The organism is Jeotgalibacillus marinus, from assembly GCF_040801915.1.
GTDB classification, from domain to species: Bacteria; Bacillota; Bacilli; order Bacillales; family Jeotgalibacillaceae; genus Jeotgalibacillus; species Jeotgalibacillus marinus.
In genome coordinates, this window is the sequence record NZ_JBFMIA010000002.1 from 57,135 (window position 1) to 78,110 (window position 20,976).

Below are 20,976 nucleotides of genomic sequence, written 5' to 3' on the forward strand. Positions count from 1 at the left end.
AACAAAGATTAGTTCACACGCCCAACTTCATTCACCGTCTTTTCTATGCTGCGATCATAGGCTTGTAAAACCGTTTGATTCGCTTCATACGCGCGGTAAGCGTTCGTAAGATCCGTCATCGTACGTGCGCTGTCGACGTTAGATTGCTCAAGAAAGCCTTGATTTACTCTAAATGCAATGTCCTCTTGTGCATATGCGTTGGGCAATACAACCCCATCTGGTGCTCTTAAAAGGCCATCGCCTTCATTAACAAGCGCTTGCGGGTCATCTGAGTAAGCTACACCTACTCGAGCAACATCAGTGCCATCTACTACTATACGACCATCTTCACTAACTTGAAATTGATCACTCTCAAGCTCGATTCGGTTACCCGCATCATCTAACACATAATAACCGTTTGCTGTTGTTAGGAAGCCCTGTGCATCAAGCGTAAAGTTTCCGTTACGAGTTAGGCGGTTTGTTCCATCTGGATTTTCTAACGTAAAGAAGATCATTCCCGGTAAACCTGTTTCTCCATTTAGTGGCATATCGCCTTGGACAAGTGCCATGTCAGTCGTAAACTGAGTTTCTCTAACGTCACCTTGTGTAAACAGAGGAATGGTTTCTTGCATATATACACCCGTGTTCAAAGCGCCGACGGTTGGCATATTCGCTAGTGTCAGGCCTTTTTCGGTTGGAATTTTTGATTCGCCAAGACTTGAAAGTAGCATGTCGGGAAAAGCTCTCATTGAAGACTGATCCGCCTTGAAACCAGGTGTATTAACATTGGACATATTGTTGGTTAACAGGTCAGTTCTTCGCTGTTGTGCAATCATTCCTGTTGCAGCGGTATAAAATCCTCTAAACATCTAATCACCTCGTTATTCGATGTTGTATAAATAGTTAGTTTACTTTGTGAAATTTCCAAATGACTCATCACCTAGCTCCAGCGGCTAGCTCCTCGAGTCATAAGTCACTTCCCTGCGGTGGTAAAGTACGCCCTCCTCAGGAACTGTCTTATGCTTGTCGGAGCTGAACGAGCCGCTTCCGCTTTTGTTCTTTTTATTATAAACAAATTTCGCTAAATTGTGGATGGATAATTTGGATGGTTTTTCAATTTCAAATAGTTGAAAACCATCTTCCATGTGTCCTATTAACCTAGTTTTCGGTGTGGTATTTTATCAATGTTTTCAAGTACGACACCTGTACCAATTGCTACGCAGTCCATTGGGTTTTCTGCTACAAAAACTGGAACCTTTAATTCTTCTGCTAAAAGTTGGTCAATACCATGAAGAAGTGCTCCCCCGCCTGTTAAAATAACTCCTCGGTCAATAATATCTGATGAAAGCTCAGGTGGCGTTTTTTCTAGTACATTTTTCGCTGCTTGTACGATAACTGAAATGGATTCGCGTAATGCACCTTCTACTTCACTTGATGTAACTGTGATTGTACGTGGAAGACCGCTTACCATGTCGCGCCCGCGAATTTCAAGCTCTTCTTGGCGAGAATCTGGGAACACTGTTGCAATTTTTATTTTGATTGCCTCAGCTGTACGTTCACCAATCAATAATTTGTATTCTTTTTTTACATAATTCAAAATGTCAGCATCAAACTGATCGCCGGCCATTTTGATTGAAGAAGATGTGACGATGTCGCCCATTGATAAAACCGCTACATCCGTTGTTCCTCCACCGATATCAACGACCATATTTCCGCTTGGTAGAAAAATATCCATGCCCGCTCCGATCGCAGCAACTTTTGGTTCTTCTTCTAAGAAAATTTTCTTACCACCACTTTTTTCAGCTGCTTCACGAATCGCTTTTTGTTCAACACTCGTGATATTAGTTGGACAGCAAATTAAGATACGTGGCTTTGAAAGAACTCCTTTTACATTTAATTTATTTATAAAATGCTTTAACATTGCTTCTGTTACATCAAAATCTGCGATAACACCGTCTTTTAACGGACGAATCGCAACGATGTTTCCAGGCGTTCTTCCTACCATACTGTGTGCTTCTTCTCCAACTGCTAAAACGCGATTCGTATTTTTATCAATTGCGACAACAGAAGGTTCATTTAAAACGATTCCTTTACCTTTTACATGAATCAATAAGTTAGCTGTACCAAGGTCAATTCCAATATCTTTTGCAAACATTCTTGTCGTTGCTCCCTTCACTCTTCTCTAGCTTAATTTATCATTCGTTTTTCCTGATTTAAATGGATTCCGATCAAGTCATTTATGTAATCGATGTATGACCAGATAAGACTCACAGCATTTCGCACGCAAGCATAGTCCAATAAGTATATATTACCACAACAAAGACAAGAGGTCATGAACCAAACAAACGTTTGATTTATGACCTCTTATCCCTTGTACTTTTGTTTTGTTGCTTGCCCGCCCCTTAGATGCCGTATCGATTTATGGTAGTCTAGAATATGTTTTACATCGTTGGCCAATGCCGGATTTAATTCAGGCAGTCGCTCGGTCAGATCCTTGTGTATGGTGCTTTTGGATACACCAAAGGTTTTGGCAGTGACGCGTACAGTCTGTCTCGTCTCCACTATGTGCTTACCAACCAAGAGCGTTCTCTCCCTGATGTAGTCGTGCACAGCTTCACGGCCTCCTACAGGGGATCAATCCAGGGGAGTGACCCCCTCCATTTGTCCCATTATATGCAGAGTACTGCCAAGGCTATGCGTGATTTCTTTCAAAAATATCAAAATGGCTAACCAATGACGTTGGACGATACAAAAGCGCATGCGCTTGTTCAGCCACGACAAGCATAAGGCAATTCCCGAGGAGGGCGTTCTTTACCACCACAGGGAATTGACTTATGACCTCGAGGGGCTAGCCGCTTGCGCTAGACGATACAAAAGTGCATGCGGCTTGTTCAGCTGCGACAAGCACAAGGCAAACACTAACCTAAGGCATTTTTTTCTTCTGTAGTGATTGACTCCTGACCTCGAACCGCTGATCGCCTGCGCTAAATGAAGAATAACGCATGTTTAGTTATCCACATTTTTTAAACATATAGGTTTCGAACATTAAAAAAGTCACTCAGATGCAGGCACCTGAATGACTTTTCGTCATCATCATTATTCTGTATACGATACTGGATTAACAGCTACATTGTCTTCGTAAACTTCAAAGTGTAGATGTGTACCCGCTTCAACATTAAGCTCGCTTGTTCCTGACATCGCAATTGGTTGACCTTGATTGACTTCTTCCCCAACTTGTACTGTGATATCTTTTATAGAATTATATTTTGTTACTAAACCATCTGCGTGCTCAATTTCGATCGCATTACCGATAAATGGATCTTCTTGCACCACTGTGACTGTTCCACTCATCGCAGCTAAGACCTCAAAAGAAGACTCTCCATCTTGCACAATATCAATCCCTTGATTCGGATAATAGTTTTGATTAACAACAATCAAGGCATCTTGTTGCTCCTCAGCTGATGCATTTTGGTCATAGAATGAGCGGTTGATTACGATTGCATTTGGATCTTCAACAGGCATTACCATTTTTTCCACTGACTGATTTACTTCCGTTACTTCTTCAGATGGATCTTGTGCCCAGTCTGTTTGATTTTGCTCAAACGTCAAATCATCATTGTCCGACGCAACATCCTTATCACCAGGATTTTGTAACACAACAACAGCTGATACGATGACGGCTGCACACGCTAAGTATAGAACAGGCAACGACCAACGTTTTTTCAAAAACACTTTCCAGTTTGCTTTTAGGGTAGATTGTTTTTTGTCTCCCTTATTCATATTCATCACCTCAGCAACCATTTTGAACGGATAAAGGAAATTCTATACATTGCCTCAAAATATTTCTTTTTGAATCACAATCAAATGACACACAATCCCACTATGATTAAACCCTCGAGAGGACACGGTTTCTGAAAAGAGGATTCTAACATTCTTACCTTTCCTATGTATAATTATCATTTGATTACTTTCTAGCTTGCCATACGATCCGTTTTGCTTTGCGTCGAAATCATTTTTCCTATATTTCAAAGAATCATTGCCCATGGAAAGTTGGCCGTTCCAACACATATTGCTGCTATCGGTCTGTGGATTACTAAATGGATTATCATGTATTCGGTCACTCACGCTTTTCTACATCAGTGGACGTCGTGAAGGATTTGATCGGTGCATTGATCGTTTATCTGATTGCACAGCGTTTATTATTTCAGGCATGCGATAAGGTACGTAGGGTGTCCGGCGCATGCGTTTGAGAAATGTATAGGGGAATGAACAGAAAAAACGATCAAGCTGAGAGCTTGATCGTTTTTTGTCATTGCAGGTCGCTGGTTTTGATCGAAACCACCTCTTTTAGTTACATAAATAACCCCTCCGCGTGCAATAATCCCTTCCTACCGACAATCTCTCAAAAAAACAAATCTATCTCTGCACTAGTAAAGGTGGCAAAATCGTCTCAACTGATGTAATTTCTACCCCTTTGAAATAATACGTTACGATGTCCCCATAAGTATTTCCTTCAATTGCCATACCGTTTGCTCCGTATTGACTCATTCCAACACCATGCCCGTAGCCTTTCGTTTCGATGACGATTGAGTCTCCTTGTAGCGTCCAGTGAAAATCGCTAGAACGCAACTCAAGTTTTTCGCGTATTTCTCTTCCTGTAAATGTTTGGCCAGCAATGCTAACTGTTTTGATGCGCTGCCCTGCTGTGCGTTCAACGATGGTACCAATTTCTCCTTCGCTTAGTGTGATGCCTAGTTTTGTTTCAAATTCATCAACAGGCATGGTGATTTCGTGTAAGAATTCAGGTGAAACTTCCAAATCCCACTCACTTTCAGTTGATTGCAAATAAGGAACATCTTCTTCCCAATAATCTTTGGCATTTTCTGTCCAGCCGTTGCTTGTAGAGAAAAAGGATGCGGTGATTGGTTTTCCTTGATATGTCAATACTTCACCTTTTGTCGCAGCTACTGCTTGCTGGATTTTTTCTTTATTATCTTCGTATGCTTCACCCCATATTTGTTTTAGCTCTTCATCATCTTTATAAACTTGATGTGCGATGGTATCGGTTATCTCTGCTTCAACCGGGAGACCTGTGGCTCCTCCATTCGCAATGAGTTGTGTCACATACGTTCTTGCAGCGAGTGCTTGTGCCTTAAGCGCTTCTTCTTCAAAAGAAGCTGGCATTTCGCTTGCGACAACACCCTCTACGTATGTTTCTAGTTCAATCTCTTCTACCTGGTTTTTCTGATCACGAAAAACAGCAACAGTAAAGTCAGTAGATTGAATTTCCTCCGACTTTGGTTCAGCACGGTGTTCTTTTGAAAATGGGAGCAGTATAACGGCTGGGATGAGTAGCAATAACAACATGTACGTAATGAGTACGATTAAGAGCGATTTCTGTTTATGCAAGTAGACTCCCTCCTTATCATTCGGCCTTTGTTCAACTGTATGCAGATAGGTAGATAAATAGCACATAAGTGAAGAGCGTGCAGACTACACAGAATACGTATGTCCGCCTAGGGTAACTGCTCTTCGCTGATGATCACTTATGTTGCGCTACATAGCGGGATGCGACTCCTAATAATTCTAGAGATTTTTAGAAATCGACCAATGAAAAAGCAGTATACCCACGACGAATCATGGGTATACTGCTTATAGTTTAATAGTATGAGTAAGTGGTTTAGTAGCACTAAAATAAGTTCATTTAAACTCGAACCGCTTCTTCTTCTCGTACTTTTACCTCATCGTTGACTCTTTCAACATTCGCCCCAAGAGAAACCAGCTTTTGGTGAAAGTTAACGTAGCCACGGTCAAGGTGTTTTAGTTCTGTCACTTGTGTATAGCCTTCTGAAACAAGACCTGCCAAGATCAATGCTGCACCAGCACGAAGATCAGTCGCTGCGACTTCTGCACCTTGAAGGTCATTTGGTCCGTTTATAATAACAGAACGACCTTCAATTTTAATATTCGCATTCATGCGACGGAATTCTTCCACGTGCATAAAACGATTTTCAAAAACTGTTTCTGTGATCACACCTGTACCTTGGGCTTTCAGCATTAAGGCCATCATTTGTGATTGCATATCTGTAGGGAACCCTGGGTGTGGCATCGTTTTGATATCAACTGATTTTAAAATTGGTTGACCGATGACACGAAGTCCTTCGTTCTCTTCAACAACAGAAACACCCATTTCTTCTAATTTAGCAGTAATAGAAGCTAAATGTTCGGGTACTGCATTTTCGATTAATACATTACCGTTTGTAATCGCTGCTGCAATCATAAATGTTCCAGCTTCGATGCGGTCAGGAATAATGTTGTGGACTGCGCCATGTAGCGCTTCAACGCCTTCAATGCGAATTGTGTCTGTACCCGCACCTTTGATTTTAGCACCCATTTTGTTCATGTAGTTAGCCATATCAACGATTTCTGGTTCTCTCGCACAGTTCTCAAGAATAGTTGTGCCTTTAGCTAATGTTGCTGCAGCCATGATGTTTTCTGTAGCACCAACACTTGGGAAATCAAGATAAATTTTTGCCCCTATTAAACGTCCATTCACTCTTGCTTCTATAAAGCCATTACCCACTGTAACAGCTGCACCCATAGCTTCAAAGCCTTTTAGGTGTAAATCAATCGGACGAGATCCAATCGCACAACCGCCTGGTAATGCAACACGCGCATGACCATTACGTGCAAGAAGTGGTCCCATTACTTGAACGGATGCACGCATTTTGCGCACGTATTCAAATGGTGCCTCTGCTTCTAGATTGCCCTGTGCATCTACTTCCACTTTGTTATCATTAACCGAGTATGATACCTCTGCATTTAAGTGACGAAGTACTTCGTTGATCGTATCGACATCCGATAATGCCGGTACGTCTAATAATGTACTTTTTCCTTCACTGGCTAACAGGGATGCTGCAAGAATAGGAAGGACAGCGTTTTTCGCTCCTTCTACTTTAACTGTTCCATGTAGCGTATTACCGCCACGTACGATAATTTTATCCAATTGAGTTCCCCTCCGCGTCTTATTCTATTACTACTATTCATATTCAAGTTTAGTGACTGAAGTGAAAACGCATTTGCACCCACACTCAATCAGCTCATATTCAAAGGACAAAGTAATATCAAATTTACAAATCATGTGCAGGTTATCTTGTAATCATTAAAACTAAAACATGACAAATCATATCATTCAAAGACTCTTTAATACAAGAGAATAAGGTCATGAATTGACCCAACTTGTCGAAAATCGACTGTCGAATTTTCACTGTACAGAAAGCATTTTTTGAATTTGTACCACAGTGTAGCGACTAAAAAGCTTTCTAATAAAGCGTCACGACCGTTCTCTTATATATAGAGAGTTTCGAGTAAAATCTGTTACCAAAATGTAATGGATCAATGGTTGAGTATCTATTCCACCTCTAAATAAAAATAAACCATTTTCAATTGAATTCATAGGTTAAAATCGTTTATTTCTAACTTAAAAGCACATTTTTTCAATGAAAACACTTACATCATCCGTATAAAATGTTACCAGAGTAAATGGAGCTGTTGAGACGAGATGGAATAAGACAAAAAGAAGTCTGCGACAGTTGATCCAATCGCAATACTTATTAAGATATAAAGTACGCGCGCTTGCATAACACGGTTTGGTCGAAGCGCTTTTTCAAACCGAAGTGCTTGCAACGCCCAAAAGCTCAACGAGATAAATACTAAATGAACAATCATACTAAGTAAAGCTTGCTGTCCAAAATTAACCATGAATGACTCTCCTTTTAACCAACTTTGTAAGTATATCAAAGCTAGGTAAGAATTTGAAGGAATTGTATAAATCGTTGTGTTTGAAAAGATAGATTAAAAGTCACTACCCGTATTATAAAGCAAAAATAAATACCGCCCCTTATTCGGATAGCACGAAATTCGTGACTGAAATCCGAAATAAGAGCCGGTATGTTGAAATGCAGAAAACTTACTTAGTGTGTTGATGAACTTGGATTCGGTTCATCGCACGTTGTAGCGCTAAATCTGCACGTTTGAAATCAATGTTGTCCTGCTTCGCTTGAAGGTTTTGCTCAGCACGATGCTTTGCTTCCTTCGCACGTTCAATGTCAATTTGGTCTGCCGGCTCTGCAGCTTGTGCAAGAATGGTTACTTGCTCAGGACGTACTTCTAGGAAACCACCTGTTACAGCTACATAATCAGTGTGTCCTTCTTTTTTCAATCGAACAGCACCAATATCAAGCGGAGCAACCATCGGGATGTGCCCTGGTAAAATGCCTAGCTCACCGCTCTGAGCCTTAGTGCTTACCATTTCCACATCAGACTCGTACACAGGGCCATCGGGAGTCACAATACTGACTTTAACGGTCTTCATTTTTTTCCCTCCTGGTCCCTAATTATACCTCTACACCCAATTTTTTCGCAGCTTCAATTACTTCTTCAATGCGTCCAACTAGACGGAAAGCATCTTCTGGAAGGTGATCGTATTTGCCTGCAAGGATATCCTTGAAACCAGAAATCGTTTCAGCTACCGGTACATACGAACCTTTTTGACCTGTAAATTGTTCTGCTACGTGGAAGTTTTGAGACAAGAAGAATTGAATACGTCGTGCACGAGACACGACTTGCTTGTCTTCATCTTGAAGCTCATCCATTCCAAGGATCGCAATGATATCTTGAAGCTCTTTATAACGTTGAAGTGTTTGTTGCACTTCACGGGCAATGCTGTAATGTTCTTCTCCAACAATTTCAGGTGACAGGGCACGAGAAGTTGAAGCAAGAGGATCCACCGCTGGATAAATACCCATTTCCGAAAGCTTACGCTCAAGGTTAGTCGTTGCATCCAAGTGAGCAAACGTTGTTGCTGGCGCTGGATCCGTATAGTCATCGGCTGGAACATAGATCGCTTGAATCGATGTAACAGAACCAACATTTGTAGATGTAATACGCTCTTGAAGTTGACCCATCTCTGTAGCAAGTGTTGGCTGGTAACCAACCGCTGATGGCATACGACCAAGAAGTGCCGATACCTCAGAACCTGCTTGTGTGAAACGGAAGATGTTATCGATGAAAAGAAGAACGTCTTGTCCTTGCTCATCACGGAAATATTCAGCCATTGTTAGTCCAGAAAGAGCTACACGCATACGCGCACCCGGTGGCTCATTCATTTGACCAAATACCATGGCAGTCTTTTTAATAACGCCTGAATCGGTCATCTCATGGAAAAGGTCATTTCCTTCACGAGTACGCTCTCCAACACCAGCGAATACAGAAATACCACCGTGTTCTTGTGCGATGTTGTTGATCAATTCTTGGATAAGTACTGTTTTACCAACACCAGCTCCTCCGAAAAGACCGATTTTTCCACCCTTGATGTAAGGAGCCAAAAGGTCTACAACCTTGATTCCTGTTTCAAGAATTTCTGTATCAGTTGAAAGCATTTCGAATGTTGGTGCTAAACGGTGAATTGGGTCACGACGAGTACCCGGCTCCATTTCGTCAGCTAAGTCAATTGCTTCTCCAAGTACGTTAAATACACGACCTAGTGTATGATCTCCAACTGGAACAGAAATTGGGGAACCAAGGTCTGTAACTTCAGCGCCACGTGTTACTCCGTCCGTGGAGGACATTGCAATCGTACGAACTGCGTCATCCCCAAGATGAAGCGCAACTTCTAACGTTAGTGTCGTTTCGCCATTGACGCCGACTGGTACCGTTAAAGCGTTATAAATATTAGGTAGTTGACCGTTATCAAATTTAACGTCGATAACTGGACCCATTACCTTTTGAACGCGTCCTTTATTCATGTTTTCCCTCCTAGCTTACTTTTATGAATGCATCTTGTTTCGTATCAGCGGGTTACTCCGTAGGTAAAAAGACCTGCTCAGCTTGCTCGTCTTACGCCTGTCGGAGCTAAACGTCCGCTTCCACTTTTCTATTCTAATGCAGCTACTCCGCCGACGATTTCGGTAATTTCTTGCGTAATCGCTGCTTGACGAGCGCGGTTATAGGATAGAGATAACGAATCGATTAAATCTTTAGCATTATCAGTTGCACTTCTCATTGCCGTCATACGTGCTGCGTGCTCACTTGCTTTACCATCAAGCAATGCGCCATAAATCAGGCTCTCTGCATATTGAGGTAAAAGCACTTCAAGAATCGCTTCGGCGGAAGGTTCAAACTCATACGATGATAGCTTGTTTGATACAGTTGCTACATCTGTTAGAGGAAGGACCTTTTTCTCCGTTACTTCTTGAGAGATTGCACTTACGAAGTGGTTGTAGTACATATAGAGCTCATCAAAAACGCTATCTGCATACATGGCCACTGCTTTGCTCGTAATTTCTTTTATGTCAGCAAAGGTTGGCTGATCTGGTAATCCAAGGATGCTATCGATAATGTTAGTCCCTTTTTTCGCGAAAAAGTCGCGGCCTACGCGGCCAACAGTCAAAACAACATATTCGTCTTTACTTGTATGGCGACTTTGGATTGCATTATTCGCTGCACGCAACACGTTTGAGTTGTATGCACCTGCAAGCCCACGGTCTGAAGTAATAACAAGATACGCTGTTTTTTTCACAGGGCGTGATACAAGCATTGGGTGCGTTGCATCTTTTGCGCCAACTGCAATGGATGCTACTACTTCTTGAATTTTATCCATGTAAGGGACGAATGCTTTTGCATTATTCTCTGCACGGCTTAATTTAGAGGCAGATACCATTTCCATCGCTTTTGTGATTTGACTCGTCTTTTTCGTCGACGTAATTCGGTTTTTTATATCGCGTAACGATGCCATTGGTTCTCACCACCCTTTTGGTTGAAAATATGGATCCGGTAAAGAGATTTAATACCCCTTCATCGTTCAAAAAGATCCTATACTTGCAGATCTTTAAAGGTTAACTCCCTTTAAAAACTATTCTGTTTTTGCAAACGTCTTTTTGAATGCATTGATTGCCGCAACCATTTCATCGTCTCCTGGAAGACCTTGAGTAGTGCGGATTTGATCCAACAACTCGGAATGGTTTGAATCCAACCAGCTTAGGAATTCGTTTTCGAAACGACGAATATCTACAACTGGAATATCATCTAAATGGCCTCGTGTTAATGAATAAAGAATCATAACTTGTTTTTCAACCTTAAGTGGTTTATTCAAGTCTTGCTTCAGTACTTCAACAGTACGAGCTCCACGGTTAAGTTTACCTTGTGTTGCTTTATCAAGATCTGATCCAAACTGAGCAAATGCTTCAAGTTCACGGTATGCTGCAAGGTCAAGACGTAGTGTACCAGATACTTTTTTCATTGCTTTGATTTGAGCCGACCCACCAACACGTGATACAGAAAGACCCGCGTTGATCGCTGGACGTACACCCGAGAAGAATAGATCTGATTGTAAGAAGATCTGTCCATCTGTGATCGAGATAACGTTTGTTGGGATATAAGCAGAGATATCTCCAGCTTGTGTTTCAACGAATGGAAGAGCTGTAATCGAACCAGATCCAAGCGTTTCGTTTAATTTAGCTGCACGCTCAAGTAAACGGCTGTGCAAGTAGAATACGTCACCAGGATACGCTTCACGACCTGGAGGACGGCGAAGTAGTAATGACAGCTCACGGTATGCAGCAGCTTGTTTTGAAAGATCATCATACACAACAAGAACGTGCTTGCCGTCTAGCATGAAGTCTTCACCCATTGTGATTCCTGTGTATGGAGCTAGGAATAATAATGGGGATGGCTGTGATGCAGAAGCTGTTACAACGATTGAGTAGTCTAGCGCTCCGTGTTTACGAAGGGTTTCAACCGTTCCACGTACCGTTGATTCTTTTTGACCAATTGCAACATAAATACAGATCATGTCTTGGTCTTTTTGATTTAAAATCGTATCGATCGCAACAGATGTTTTACCTGTTTGACGGTCACCGATGATTAGCTCACGTTGTCCACGGCCGATTGGCACAAGTGCATCGATCGCTTTAATACCCGTTTGAAGTGGTTCGTGAACGGATTTACGCGCCATTACACCTGGTGCTGGGCTTTCGATTGGACGTGACTTAGATGTTGAGATTGGTCCTAAGCCATCAACTGGCTGACCAAGTGGATTAACTACTCGTCCTATTAGCTCATTCCCAACTGGAACTTCCATAATACGGCCTGTACGACGAACTTCATCGCCTTCTTTGATGTCGCGGTATGGTCCAAGAATAATGATACCAACATTATTTTCTTCCAAGTTTTGTGCCATACCCATAACACCAGTAGAGAATTCAACTAACTCTCCCGCCATGACGTTATCAAGGCCATGAGCACGAGCAATACCATCCCCGATTTCGATGACGGTACCAACCTCTGTTACTTGAATGTCCGATTGATAATTCTCAATCTGCTGTTTGATCAGCGCACTGATTTCTTCAGCTTTGATGCTCATGAATGTCACCCCTTATTTTATGGATCTTATCGCTTCAATTCACGCTCAAGACGTTGTAACTTACTGCGAATGGTTCCGTCAAAAATGCGGTTTCCAATACGAATCCTAAGTCCGCCAAGTAACGATGAATCGACACTATTATTTATTTGTAAGCTCTGTTTTCCAACGCGTGTAGCAAAAGCTGTAGATAAAGCTGCTTGGTCCGCGTCGCTTAGTTTGGTTGCAGAATACACTTCTGCAACAGCAACACCGCGAGCTGACAGTGCAAGCTCAATATAAGCATCCGCCATTGACACAAATTCAGTGTCTCGACGACGATCGATTAACATAGATACTACATTTAACACATACGGAGACAACCCAACAAACGATTGTTTGAATAGTTGCTTCTTCTGTGTTTTTGTAAACTTGGGAGATTGGAGAAGTAAAGAAAAATCAGGATTGCCTTGGAACACTTGGCGTACCACGCGCAAATCTGCTTCGACTGCCTCTACTTTTCCATGTTGTTGTGCAAGCTCAAAAAGAGCCTGTGCATAACGGTTTGCGACTGTTGATTTGCTCATCGCAGATCGCCTGCCTTCTCAATTGTCTCGTTGATTAGCTGTTGTTGCTCTTCAAGAGTCAATTCTTTCTCGATCACTTTCGATGCAATTAAGACAGATAAAGTAGCTACTTGCTCGCGAAGTGCGGCAACTGCTTGATCTTTTTCAGTCTCAATTTCACGTAATGCAGATTCTTTCATACGATCAGATTCTGCACGAGCGGCAGAAATAACATCTTCACGTTGAAGGGCACCTTGTTTACGCGCGTTTTCAATCAGTTCTTGTGCGTCTTGACGAGCTTCTTTTAAAAGTTGACGTTGCTCTTCAAGCTGTTGCTTTGCTTCAATACGACTTTTTTCAGCTGCTTCAATTTCACCAGCAATGTGGTCTTCACGTTGCTTCATGATGCCCATAAGTGGACCCCATGCGAATTTCTTCATTAGGAACAATAAGATCATGAACATAACTAGTTGGAAAAGAATATCTCCACCGTTAAAGCCACTACCTGCTCCAAGAATAAATGCGTCAAGTGTGAACACGCTCGTTTCACTCCCTTCAAGAGTTGATCAAAAATACAATGTATAGTTCATCTTTCTACTATTTGAGAGAAAGATTATAGACATAAAGGAATGGCGAAGGTTCGCTTGGAATGATCTTCGCCAGGTTGGAACGTTGTTACGTGATTATTGACCTTGTACGATGAACGCAATAACTACTGCGATAATCGGAACGGCCTCAACCAATGCAACCCCGATGAACATTGTAGTTTGAAGCATACCACGAGCTTCTGGTTGACGAGCGATACCTTCTACTGTTTTAGAAACGATCATACCGTTACCGATACCTGCACCTAGTGCTGCTAAACCTACCGCTATTGCTGCTGCTAATAGACCAATTGAACCTGTAATCATTTGGGGAAATCCTCCTTGTATTAGATAATAATTTTTTATGAATACTGATTGTTCATTTACTGAACAGGTAATATATTAATGGTCGTGACTCACTTTGTGAGACATATAAACCATCGTTAACATAACAAAGATATATGCTTGGATTGTAAGGATAAAGACTTTGAATGACATCCAAGCGAGCGTTGGAATTGCTGCTGCAGCCCAACCAAAAGCACCAGTAGTAGCTAATCCTCCTACTAATAGTGCGAGTAGGATCTCACCTGCGTAGACGTTACCGTAGAGACGTAAACCGAGTGTTAACGTATTAGCGAATTCTTCAATGATCTTCAGCGGGAATAGGAAACTCATTGGGCGGAAAAAGTCTTTTCCGTATTCCTTGAAGCCCTTCATTCTAATACCATAATAATGGGTTAAACCAATAACCATAATAGCAAGAGTCATCGTAATGACTGGATCAGCTGTTGGTGATTTCCACCATAATACGTGGTCATATGTGATCGCGAATGGCAACCCCAAAAAGTTGGAAATGGCCACATACATAATCAAGGTAATACCAAGAATATGGAAACTACCACCCGTTTTCCAGTCCATGTTACTCTTAATGATATTTCGCACAAAATCCATGATCCATTCCATGAAATTTTGCATTCCAGTCGGCTTCATTGCTAGTGCTCTTGTCGAAAGAACAGCGATAAGAAACACGATTACACTTGCAACTGTCACCATCAGAACATTGGAAAGATTAAAGGTTAGCCCCAGAAACTCACGCAACGGCGCTTCATGATCCATTTATTTTCACCTCTCTTTCTGCTTCTTGTGTAGGATAGTTTGTTGCCAAAAATAATCTATCATAATGACGATGTAAACCATCATTAATCCAATAACAGTGGAAATCAAGTGAATGAATTCCGGAAACTTCAATGCAATTAACACTGCAACCCCTGCTGAGGCCATTCGAGAAAACGTTCCAAGTGAGCGCACTTTTTTCCCTTCTTCAAGCGCGCGATCAAAGCGCTCCATTCGCTTCCTAATCAACCAGAGGTTAAAAAGGCTGAGCGAACTTCCTAGTATTAGGCCTAGAAAAACGGATGGATAGGGGGTAAATCCCCAGCCGAGGAAGAAGATGGATAGCAAGTATAATATGTACTTGGTATACCGTTGGAAATGCTGTTTTAGGTCAGGCATTCTATTAGTCTCCTGAGTCGAAATGATTCACTGTGCCGAAGCATGGCGTAAATTCCCGTCCCAAGACCAAGAACTAAACCCATGATCAAAAACAGCGGTTCTGTGTTCCATTTCTGATCTAACCACCTTCCGGCGAAAAGACCGACCAGCATGGAACCAGCTAGTTGTGACAGAATGGCAGAATACAATGCCATCGCTCGGTACGGACGTCTATGTTGACACATAAGCGCATCCTCACATTCTGAGAATGGAATTGGGGTCTGGGCAAAAAAAAGCCTCGAAAGAACCGGAAAATGCCCGCTTCTCGAGTCCATGAAAACCTTATCATTACACCCTTTAAAAGCATACAATAGGCACTATTGTATGTCAACGAGTACTCGACAAAAAGTTCACAACGTCAAAAATGGTTCTAAGCGCGTTCACATTTTGGACAAAACGACCTTTCGTTCGCTAAAATACGCTGTCCCCACCAGCGAACGAAAGCATGATTCAACACTCTTTACAGCTAAGAATTGCTGTTCACCAAGGGTATTTCAGAGCCCGAAATGGTTTTCGGGGTGACAGTTTACGCCCGGTCTTCAGTTCGACATAGACAAGCAAAAAGCACCATAGAGATGGCGCGTCTCCATGATGCTTTTTGAGCTATTTTTCGACATTAAAAGGGGCTGGTCGTTCAGAAATTTGATCGAAGTGAAAACGGATTGCTTCCGCAATTCGTTTTGATGCATTTCCGTCCCCATATGGATTGGATGCTTTCGACATTTTTTCATGCGCTTTTGAATCAACAACAAGCTCTTTTGCCATCGTATAAATTTGTTCTTCTTTGATTCCTGCAAGCTTTAACGTACCTGCTTCAATTCCTTCAGGACGCTCTGTCGTATCACGTAACACAAGAACTGGTACCCCAAGCGACGGTGCTTCTTCTTGCACTCCACCAGAATCCGTTAAAATAAGATAGGCTTTTGATGCGAAGTTATGGAAGTCAATCACATCAAGCGGTTCGATTAAATGAATGCGATCGTCTCCACCAAGAATCTCTTGAGCAATTTCACGAACAGCTGGATTCATATGAACCGGATATACAACCTGCACATCCTCATGCTCGTCCACAATGCGTTTAATTGCTCTAAACATATTCTTCATTGGCTCACCAAGGTTTTCCCGTCGATGAGCGGTTAAAAGAATTAAGCGATCATCACCAAGCTTCGTTAAGATCTCACTAGAGTAATCCTCTTTTACCGTTGTCTTTAAGGCATCAATCGCTGTGTTACCCGTAATGAAAATACTTGCTTCTGGTTTATTCTCACGGATTAGATTGGCAAATGATTGATCGGTTGGTGAGAAGTGAAGGTCTGCTACAACGCCTGTTAGTTGACGATTCATTTCTTCTGGGAATGGAGAGTATTTGTTCCACGTCCGAAGACCTGCTTCCACGTGTCCCACTGCGATTTGATTGTAAAATGCTGCAAGACTCGCGACGAAAGTCGTCGTTGTATCACCATGAACAAGTACGATATCAGGCTTCGTCTCTTTCATAATGCGATCTAAGCCTTCCAACCCACGCGCTGTCACATCAATAAGCGTTTGCCGATCCTTCATTATATTTAAATCATGGTCAGGCGTGATATTAAAAATATTCATCACTTGATCTAGCATTTCACGGTGTTGCGCTGTAACCGTCACAATCGGTTCAAAAAATTCACTTTGCTTCTTTAATTCAAGTACGAGTGGAGACATCTTAATCGCCTCAGGTCTCGTCCCAAAAATCGTCATAACCTTAATTCGTTTGAACATGATGCTGGTTCCTCCTCTTTAAGGCAAGCATATAAAAAACGCTTTTGAGCGCTAACGGGGTTAAACCCCTTCACGCACAAAAGTGTCCTTAAGCCAATGCGAATTCAACATTTTATTGTTCGTTAGGAATTATTTCGTTCCGAAAAGTCTGTCGCCAGCATCGCCTAGACCTGGTACGATGTAGCCTTTTTCGTTTAGTTTTTCGTCAAGAGATGCAATATAGATGTCAACGTCGTCGTGTTCTTTTTGGATTTCTTCGACACCTTCAGGAGCTGCTACTAGACAAAGGAATTTAATATTTTTCGCTCCACGCTTTTTAAGTGAGTGAATGGCTTCAACTGCCGATCCACCCGTTGCGAGCATTGGATCCACCAAAATAAAATCACGTTCCTCCACATCAGATGGAAGTTTCACGTAGTACTCGATTGGTTGCAGTGTTTCAGGATCACGATACAATCCCACGTGTCCTACTTTTGCAGCTGGAATCAATTTTAAAATACCGTCAACCATACCGATTCCTGCACGCAGGATAGGAACGATTGCTAACTTTTTACCTGAAAGGATCTTCCCTGTAGCTTCGCTAACTGGTGTGTCAATATAAACATCTTCTAAAGGTAGATCTCGCGTTATTTCAAATGCCATTAGTGTTGCAACTTCGTCAACTAATTCACGAAAGTCTTTTGTACCCGTTCGCTCGTCACGAATATATGTCAGTTTGTGCTGAATTAACGGATGGTCGAAAACATAAACTTTTCCCATAGCTACCACTCCTTCTATGTAAACATGTTTTTCCTTACTATTATAAAGCAAATCCTCACGAAAGTTATCATACTTCGTGGAATTTGACAAGAAATCGCCAAAACCGAGGGTGGATAAGTAGAGCTTAATCTATCGCGTAACCTTCGATGTTTCAGAAGATAGAGAAGTCTAAGAAGAAGTGGTGGGAGTTTTGAAAATAAATAAAAAAGATCCTGCCGAATAACGGCAAGCCCTTGTGTAATTGATTAAAACAACAACTTGAATACATCTTTTAAAAAAAGATAAGCAAAAGTAAATATACTGTACATCACTATAATGACCACTACCAAAATGAAAATATCTTTTTTTGTATAAGACGCAAATTCTTTTAAATTCATTTAATCACCTCACTTGATAGGATAACTCAAATTATTATAACCAATTTTTATAGGGTTATACCTTACAGAACTGACGCACCCAGTTTATATAAGTCATTTATTAAATTTAGATATCACCGCTTACCCAAGACGTTTAATATAAATGAAAAAGCATCCCTATAGGTGGTCTTCTACCCGTCACTCCTATTTCATCTAATAAAAAATGAAAAAGGCAGAGGAATCCACTCCTCTGCTTGTTTCACCAATATGTTTTTATTCGTACAGTGGAAAGCGTCTTGTGATAGCTTCAACGCGTTCTGCTGATTCTTTTAGTTTCGCTTCATCTTCGTGGTTTTTCAGTGTAAAAGCAATTAGTGCTGCAATTTCTTCCATCTCTTCTTCTTTAAACCCACGTGACGTTACAGCTGGTGTTCCAATACGGATCCCGCTTGTGACAAATGGGCTTTCTGGATCAAATGGGATTGTGTTTTTATTGACCGTAATTCCAACGTCATCCAACACTTTCTCCGCAATTTTCCCTGTCATTTCAAGCGAACGAAGATTAACAAGAACAAGATGATTGTCCGTTCCGTCTGAAACGATATCAATGCCTTCTTTTTTAAATGCTTCTGCCATTGCTTTTGCATTTTTCACAACTTGATCAATATAGCCTTTAAATGACTCTTCCAACGCTTCGCCAAATGCTACTGCTTTTGCAGCGATGACGTGCATCAACGGGCCACCCTGTACCCCAGGGAAAATTGATTTGTCAATTTTTTTAGCGAATTGTTCTTTACATAAAATCAATCCACCACGAGGTCCACGAAGAGTTTTATGCGTTGTTGTTGTAACAAAATCAGCGTGTGGCACTGGACTTGGATGTGCGCCAGTTGCAACGAGACCAGCAATATGTGCCATATCAACCATTAAATACGCATCCACTTCGTCTGCAATTTCACGGAACTTCGCGAAATCGATTGAACGAGAGTAAGCACTCGCACCCGCTACAATAAGCTTAGGTTTGTGCTCAAGCGCTTTTTGGCGAACGTCTTCATAATTGATGCGCTCGTCTTCTTTTGACACACCGTAGTCTACAAAGTTGTAAAGCTGTCCACTAAAATTTACTGGACTTCCGTGCGTTAAATGACCACCGTGGGACAGGTTCATACCTAGAACCGTATCACCTGGCTCAAGGATTGTGAAGTAAACAGCCATATTTGCCTGCGCGCCAGAATGAGGCTGTACGTTTGCATGCTCTGCGCCAAAAATTTCTTTCGAACGATCGCGCGCAAGATTTTCTGCTACATCTACATATTCACAGCCACCGTAATACCGACGACTAGGATAACCTTCTGCGTATTTGTTGGTTAAAACTGATCCTTGCGCTTCCATGACTGCTTCACTAACAAAATTTTCTGAAGCAATCAACTCGATTTTCGTACGTTGACGCTTCAACTCATTTTGCATCGCTTCGAATAGTGCTTGATCCTGCTGCTGAATCTTATTCATTGTAATCCCCCTCAGGTCTTCGGGACAATTCCCGTCATTGGCCAAAAAATCTTCTTTATTTTATCATTCTTTGTCTATGTGCGGGAAAAGTATTTTATGGGACAAGCCGCCTGGTTGACGATTCTTTTGCATTTCTACGACGGACAGTTGTTGGGAGAGGTCTTTAGGGTAGTTTTATGGGGTTACCTTATAGTCCTTATAGGCTCTTCATTCACTCTAAACATATTTTAATTAAAGAGAATTGTTCATTGTTTACTTTTTTCTGCACGTGAAAGTTATGATTGAATAATTAATTTGTGAGCGGACCCACTTGCTTCAGAGCCGATGCCGATACCCATATTTCAAGAGTTATACCACTTATGGTATTCTTTTTAGGATTCTACGATTATCAGAATAAATCATTCTATTACTCAAAATATTGTTTTCACTAATACAGAGTAAATTCATTAAGATTCGGCAACACTAAAAAACCCAGCGAGATCCCCTCTCACTAGGCTCTAGTAATATTATTCCATTTCATAAACAGCTCTCGCGCCACCGACCATCTTTGGTCTTGTACGTGCAAGTGTGATGTGTGCTTCACCAAGTGTTCGAGCTGAAACCCTCACTGGCACGGTCACATGTTTTAGGTGCATACCAATGAACGTATCTCCAATATCGATGCCGCCTTGCGCCTGTATATGTTCGACTATGACAGGATCTTTCATCGCACGAAACGCAAACGATGCCATTGCGCCACCTGCTTTTCGCACAGGGACGACCGTTACTTCGTCATAGCCTCGCATGTGGGCAGCTTCCCGTTCCATCACAAGCGCACGATTAATATGTTCACAACCTTGAAATGCAAGTTGGATACCTTTGTCGCTCCAAAATTCAACACAAGCTTCGTATAAAGAAGATGCGATGTCGTTCGTTCCTGCCGTGCCGATCTTTTTACCGACAACTTCAGATGTTGAACATCCGATGACAAAAAGCTGTCCAGGTTTAAGCTGTGCTTGTTTCTGATACTCTGATAAAATACCTACCAATTCATTCTTCATCAGGATCGCCCTTTTCAAGACTATACTAATTTCTCGTAATCACTAATTTTCCGAATGCGGTTTTCGTGACGTCCACCTTCAAAATCAGTTGATAGCCAGATTTTTGCGATATCACGTGCAAGACCAGGTCCGATGACCCGTTCGCCCATTGCCAGAATGTTCGTGTCGTTATGTCCCCGGGTTGCTTTTGCGCTAAAAGTATCATGTACAAGAGCGCAGCGAATGCCTTTAACCTTGTTTGCTGCGATATTCATACCGATTCCAGTACCACAAATTAATATTCCACGGTCAAAGTCGCCGCTTGCAACCTTTTTCGCCACAGGAAGTGCGTAGTCTGGGTAATCAACTGATCCTTCACAATCGCAACCAAAGTCTTCATATTGAATACCGAGCTCCGTTAAAACCTCGGCAATCTCTTTTCGTAAATTAATACCACCATGGTCTGATGCTAGCGCAACTTTCATGCTCATTTCCTCCTTT

The 20,976-nt window shown here is 41.8% G+C and carries 22 protein-coding genes; all 22 read right to left on the reverse strand.

Features of this window, described 5'->3' with window-relative positions:
* Window positions 1-8: 8 nt before the first annotated feature.
* Window positions 9-848, reverse strand: a complete 840-nt coding sequence (locus tag AB1471_RS03280; protein WP_367778171.1) for a flagellar hook-basal body protein — start codon at window positions 846-848, stop codon at window positions 9-11.
* Window positions 849-1,132: 284 nt separating this feature from the next.
* Entirely contained in the window at window positions 1,133-2,134 is a 1,002-nt protein-coding gene (locus tag AB1471_RS03285) for a rod shape-determining protein (RefSeq protein ID WP_367778172.1), read from the reverse strand.
* 209 nt (window positions 2,135-2,343) lie between these two features.
* Window positions 2,344-2,589 (reverse strand): sporulation transcriptional regulator SpoIIID, encoded by a 246-nt coding sequence (spoIIID, locus tag AB1471_RS03290; RefSeq protein ID WP_367778173.1) that lies wholly within the window; start codon window positions 2,587-2,589, stop codon window positions 2,344-2,346.
* Window positions 2,590-3,075: 486 nt separating this feature from the next.
* Window positions 3,076-3,759 carry a stage II sporulation protein SpoIIQ gene (spoIIQ, locus tag AB1471_RS03295; RefSeq protein ID WP_367778174.1) on the reverse strand — a complete coding sequence of 228 codons (684 nt, stop codon included), beginning with the start codon at window positions 3,757-3,759 and terminating at the stop codon, window positions 3,076-3,078.
* A 636-nt stretch (window positions 3,760-4,395) separates the two neighbouring features.
* Window positions 4,396-5,388, reverse strand: coding sequence for a stage II sporulation protein D (gene spoIID, locus AB1471_RS03300; protein ID WP_437342325.1), 993 nt, complete (start codon window positions 5,386-5,388; stop codon window positions 4,396-4,398).
* Between the two features lie 295 nt (window positions 5,389-5,683).
* Complete coding sequence (gene murA, locus AB1471_RS03305) at window positions 5,684-6,985, reverse strand: UDP-N-acetylglucosamine 1-carboxyvinyltransferase (RefSeq protein ID WP_367778175.1); 1,302 nt, start codon at window positions 6,983-6,985, stop codon at window positions 5,684-5,686.
* Window positions 6,986-7,509: 524 nt separating this feature from the next.
* Window positions 7,510-7,740, reverse strand: a complete 231-nt coding sequence (locus tag AB1471_RS03310) for a DUF1146 family protein (RefSeq protein WP_367778176.1) — start codon at window positions 7,738-7,740, stop codon at window positions 7,510-7,512.
* Between the two features lie 208 nt (window positions 7,741-7,948).
* Window positions 7,949-8,353 carry a F0F1 ATP synthase subunit epsilon gene (locus AB1471_RS03315; RefSeq protein WP_367778177.1) on the reverse strand — a complete coding sequence of 135 codons (405 nt, stop codon included), beginning with the start codon at window positions 8,351-8,353 and terminating at the stop codon, window positions 7,949-7,951.
* Between the two features lie 22 nt (window positions 8,354-8,375).
* Window positions 8,376-9,785, reverse strand: coding sequence for a F0F1 ATP synthase subunit beta (gene atpD / locus AB1471_RS03320; RefSeq protein WP_367778178.1), 1,410 nt, complete (start codon window positions 9,783-9,785; stop codon window positions 8,376-8,378).
* A gap of 128 nt (window positions 9,786-9,913) precedes the next feature.
* Window positions 9,914-10,774 (reverse strand): F0F1 ATP synthase subunit gamma, encoded by an 861-nt coding sequence (locus AB1471_RS03325; protein WP_367778179.1) that lies wholly within the window; start codon window positions 10,772-10,774, stop codon window positions 9,914-9,916.
* Window positions 10,775-10,891: 117 nt separating this feature from the next.
* Window positions 10,892-12,400 carry a F0F1 ATP synthase subunit alpha gene (atpA, locus tag AB1471_RS03330; RefSeq protein WP_367778180.1) on the reverse strand — a complete coding sequence of 503 codons (1,509 nt, stop codon included), beginning with the start codon at window positions 12,398-12,400 and terminating at the stop codon, window positions 10,892-10,894.
* Between the two features lie 26 nt (window positions 12,401-12,426).
* Complete coding sequence (locus tag AB1471_RS03335) at window positions 12,427-12,963, reverse strand: F0F1 ATP synthase subunit delta (protein ID WP_367778181.1); 537 nt, start codon at window positions 12,961-12,963, stop codon at window positions 12,427-12,429.
* Window positions 12,960-13,481, reverse strand: coding sequence for a F0F1 ATP synthase subunit B (gene atpF / locus AB1471_RS03340; RefSeq protein ID WP_367778182.1), 522 nt, complete (start codon window positions 13,479-13,481; stop codon window positions 12,960-12,962). The genes AB1471_RS03335 and atpF overlap by 4 nt, the downstream gene beginning before the upstream one ends.
* Before the next feature lie 144 nt (window positions 13,482-13,625).
* Window positions 13,626-13,838, reverse strand: a complete 213-nt coding sequence (gene atpE / locus AB1471_RS03345; protein WP_041061890.1) for a F0F1 ATP synthase subunit C — start codon at window positions 13,836-13,838, stop codon at window positions 13,626-13,628.
* A 90-nt stretch (window positions 13,839-13,928) separates the two neighbouring features.
* Window positions 13,929-14,642, reverse strand: coding sequence for a F0F1 ATP synthase subunit A (atpB, locus tag AB1471_RS03350; protein ID WP_367778183.1), 714 nt, complete (start codon window positions 14,640-14,642; stop codon window positions 13,929-13,931).
* A gap of 6 nt (window positions 14,643-14,648) precedes the next feature.
* Window positions 14,649-15,038: an ATP synthase subunit I gene (locus AB1471_RS03355; protein WP_367778184.1), complete on the reverse strand. Its 390-nt coding sequence runs from the start codon at window positions 15,036-15,038 to the stop codon at window positions 14,649-14,651.
* Window positions 15,026-15,262 (reverse strand): AtpZ/AtpI family protein, encoded by a 237-nt coding sequence (locus tag AB1471_RS03360; RefSeq protein WP_367778185.1) that lies wholly within the window; start codon window positions 15,260-15,262, stop codon window positions 15,026-15,028. Before AB1471_RS03360 ends, AB1471_RS03355 begins: the two co-directional genes overlap by 13 nt.
* A 418-nt stretch (window positions 15,263-15,680) precedes the next feature.
* Entirely contained in the window at window positions 15,681-16,832 is a 1,152-nt protein-coding gene (gene wecB, locus AB1471_RS03365; protein ID WP_367778186.1) for a non-hydrolyzing UDP-N-acetylglucosamine 2-epimerase, read from the reverse strand.
* A gap of 129 nt (window positions 16,833-16,961) precedes the next feature.
* Window positions 16,962-17,591: a uracil phosphoribosyltransferase gene (gene upp / locus AB1471_RS03370; protein WP_367778187.1), complete on the reverse strand. Its 630-nt coding sequence runs from the start codon at window positions 17,589-17,591 to the stop codon at window positions 16,962-16,964.
* A 629-nt stretch (window positions 17,592-18,220) separates the two neighbouring features.
* Window positions 18,221-19,456 carry a serine hydroxymethyltransferase gene (glyA, locus tag AB1471_RS03375; RefSeq protein WP_367778188.1) on the reverse strand — a complete coding sequence of 412 codons (1,236 nt, stop codon included), beginning with the start codon at window positions 19,454-19,456 and terminating at the stop codon, window positions 18,221-18,223.
* Window positions 19,457-19,962: 506 nt separating this feature from the next.
* The gene (locus tag AB1471_RS03380; RefSeq protein WP_367778189.1) at window positions 19,963-20,496 is read right to left on the reverse strand and encodes a TIGR01440 family protein; all 534 of its coding nucleotides are present in this window, start codon (window positions 20,494-20,496) and stop codon (window positions 19,963-19,965) included.
* A gap of 20 nt (window positions 20,497-20,516) precedes the next feature.
* Complete coding sequence (rpiB, locus tag AB1471_RS03385; protein ID WP_367778190.1) at window positions 20,517-20,960, reverse strand: ribose 5-phosphate isomerase B; 444 nt, start codon at window positions 20,958-20,960, stop codon at window positions 20,517-20,519.
* Between the last annotated feature and the right edge of the window lie 16 nt (window positions 20,961-20,976).

Coding starts and splice junctions, on each gene's coding strand:
- upp (WP_367778187.1), bottom strand. CDS start 17,591: ATGGGAAAAGTTTATGTTTTCGACCATCCGTTAATTCAGCACAAACTG.
- rpiB (WP_367778190.1), bottom strand. CDS start 20,960: ATGAAAGTTGCGCTAGCATCAGACCATGGTGGTATTAATTTACGAAAA.
- atpA (WP_367778180.1), bottom strand. CDS start 12,400: ATGAGCATCAAAGCTGAAGAAATCAGTGCGCTGATCAAACAGCAGATT.
- AB1471_RS03280 (WP_367778171.1), bottom strand. CDS start 848: ATGTTTAGAGGATTTTATACCGCTGCAACAGGAATGATTGCACAACAG.
- spoIIQ (WP_367778174.1), bottom strand. CDS start 3,759: ATGAATAAGGGAGACAAAAAACAATCTACCCTAAAAGCAAACTGGAAA.
- glyA (WP_367778188.1), bottom strand. CDS start 19,456: ATGAATAAGATTCAGCAGCAGGATCAAGCACTATTCGAAGCGATGCAA.
- atpD (WP_367778178.1), bottom strand. CDS start 9,785: ATGAATAAAGGACGCGTTCAAAAGGTAATGGGTCCAGTTATCGACGTT.
- AB1471_RS03310 (WP_367778176.1), bottom strand. CDS start 7,740: ATGGTTAATTTTGGACAGCAAGCTTTACTTAGTATGATTGTTCATTTA.
- AB1471_RS03360 (WP_367778185.1), bottom strand. CDS start 15,262: ATGTGTCAACATAGACGTCCGTACCGAGCGATGGCATTGTATTCTGCC.
- AB1471_RS03285 (WP_367778172.1), bottom strand. CDS start 2,134: ATGTTTGCAAAAGATATTGGAATTGACCTTGGTACAGCTAACTTATTG.
- atpB (WP_367778183.1), bottom strand. CDS start 14,642: ATGGATCATGAAGCGCCGTTGCGTGAGTTTCTGGGGCTAACCTTTAAT.
- AB1471_RS03355 (WP_367778184.1), bottom strand. CDS start 15,038: ATGCCTGACCTAAAACAGCATTTCCAACGGTATACCAAGTACATATTA.
- wecB (WP_367778186.1), bottom strand. CDS start 16,832: ATGTTCAAACGAATTAAGGTTATGACGATTTTTGGGACGAGACCTGAG.
- AB1471_RS03335 (WP_367778181.1), bottom strand. CDS start 12,963: ATGAGCAAATCAACAGTCGCAAACCGTTATGCACAGGCTCTTTTTGAG.
- AB1471_RS03315 (WP_367778177.1), bottom strand. CDS start 8,353: ATGAAGACCGTTAAAGTCAGTATTGTGACTCCCGATGGCCCTGTGTAC.
- AB1471_RS03380 (WP_367778189.1), bottom strand. CDS start 20,496: ATGAAGAATGAATTGGTAGGTATTTTATCAGAGTATCAGAAACAAGCA.
- AB1471_RS03325 (WP_367778179.1), bottom strand. CDS start 10,774: ATGGCATCGTTACGCGATATAAAAAACCGAATTACGTCGACGAAAAAG.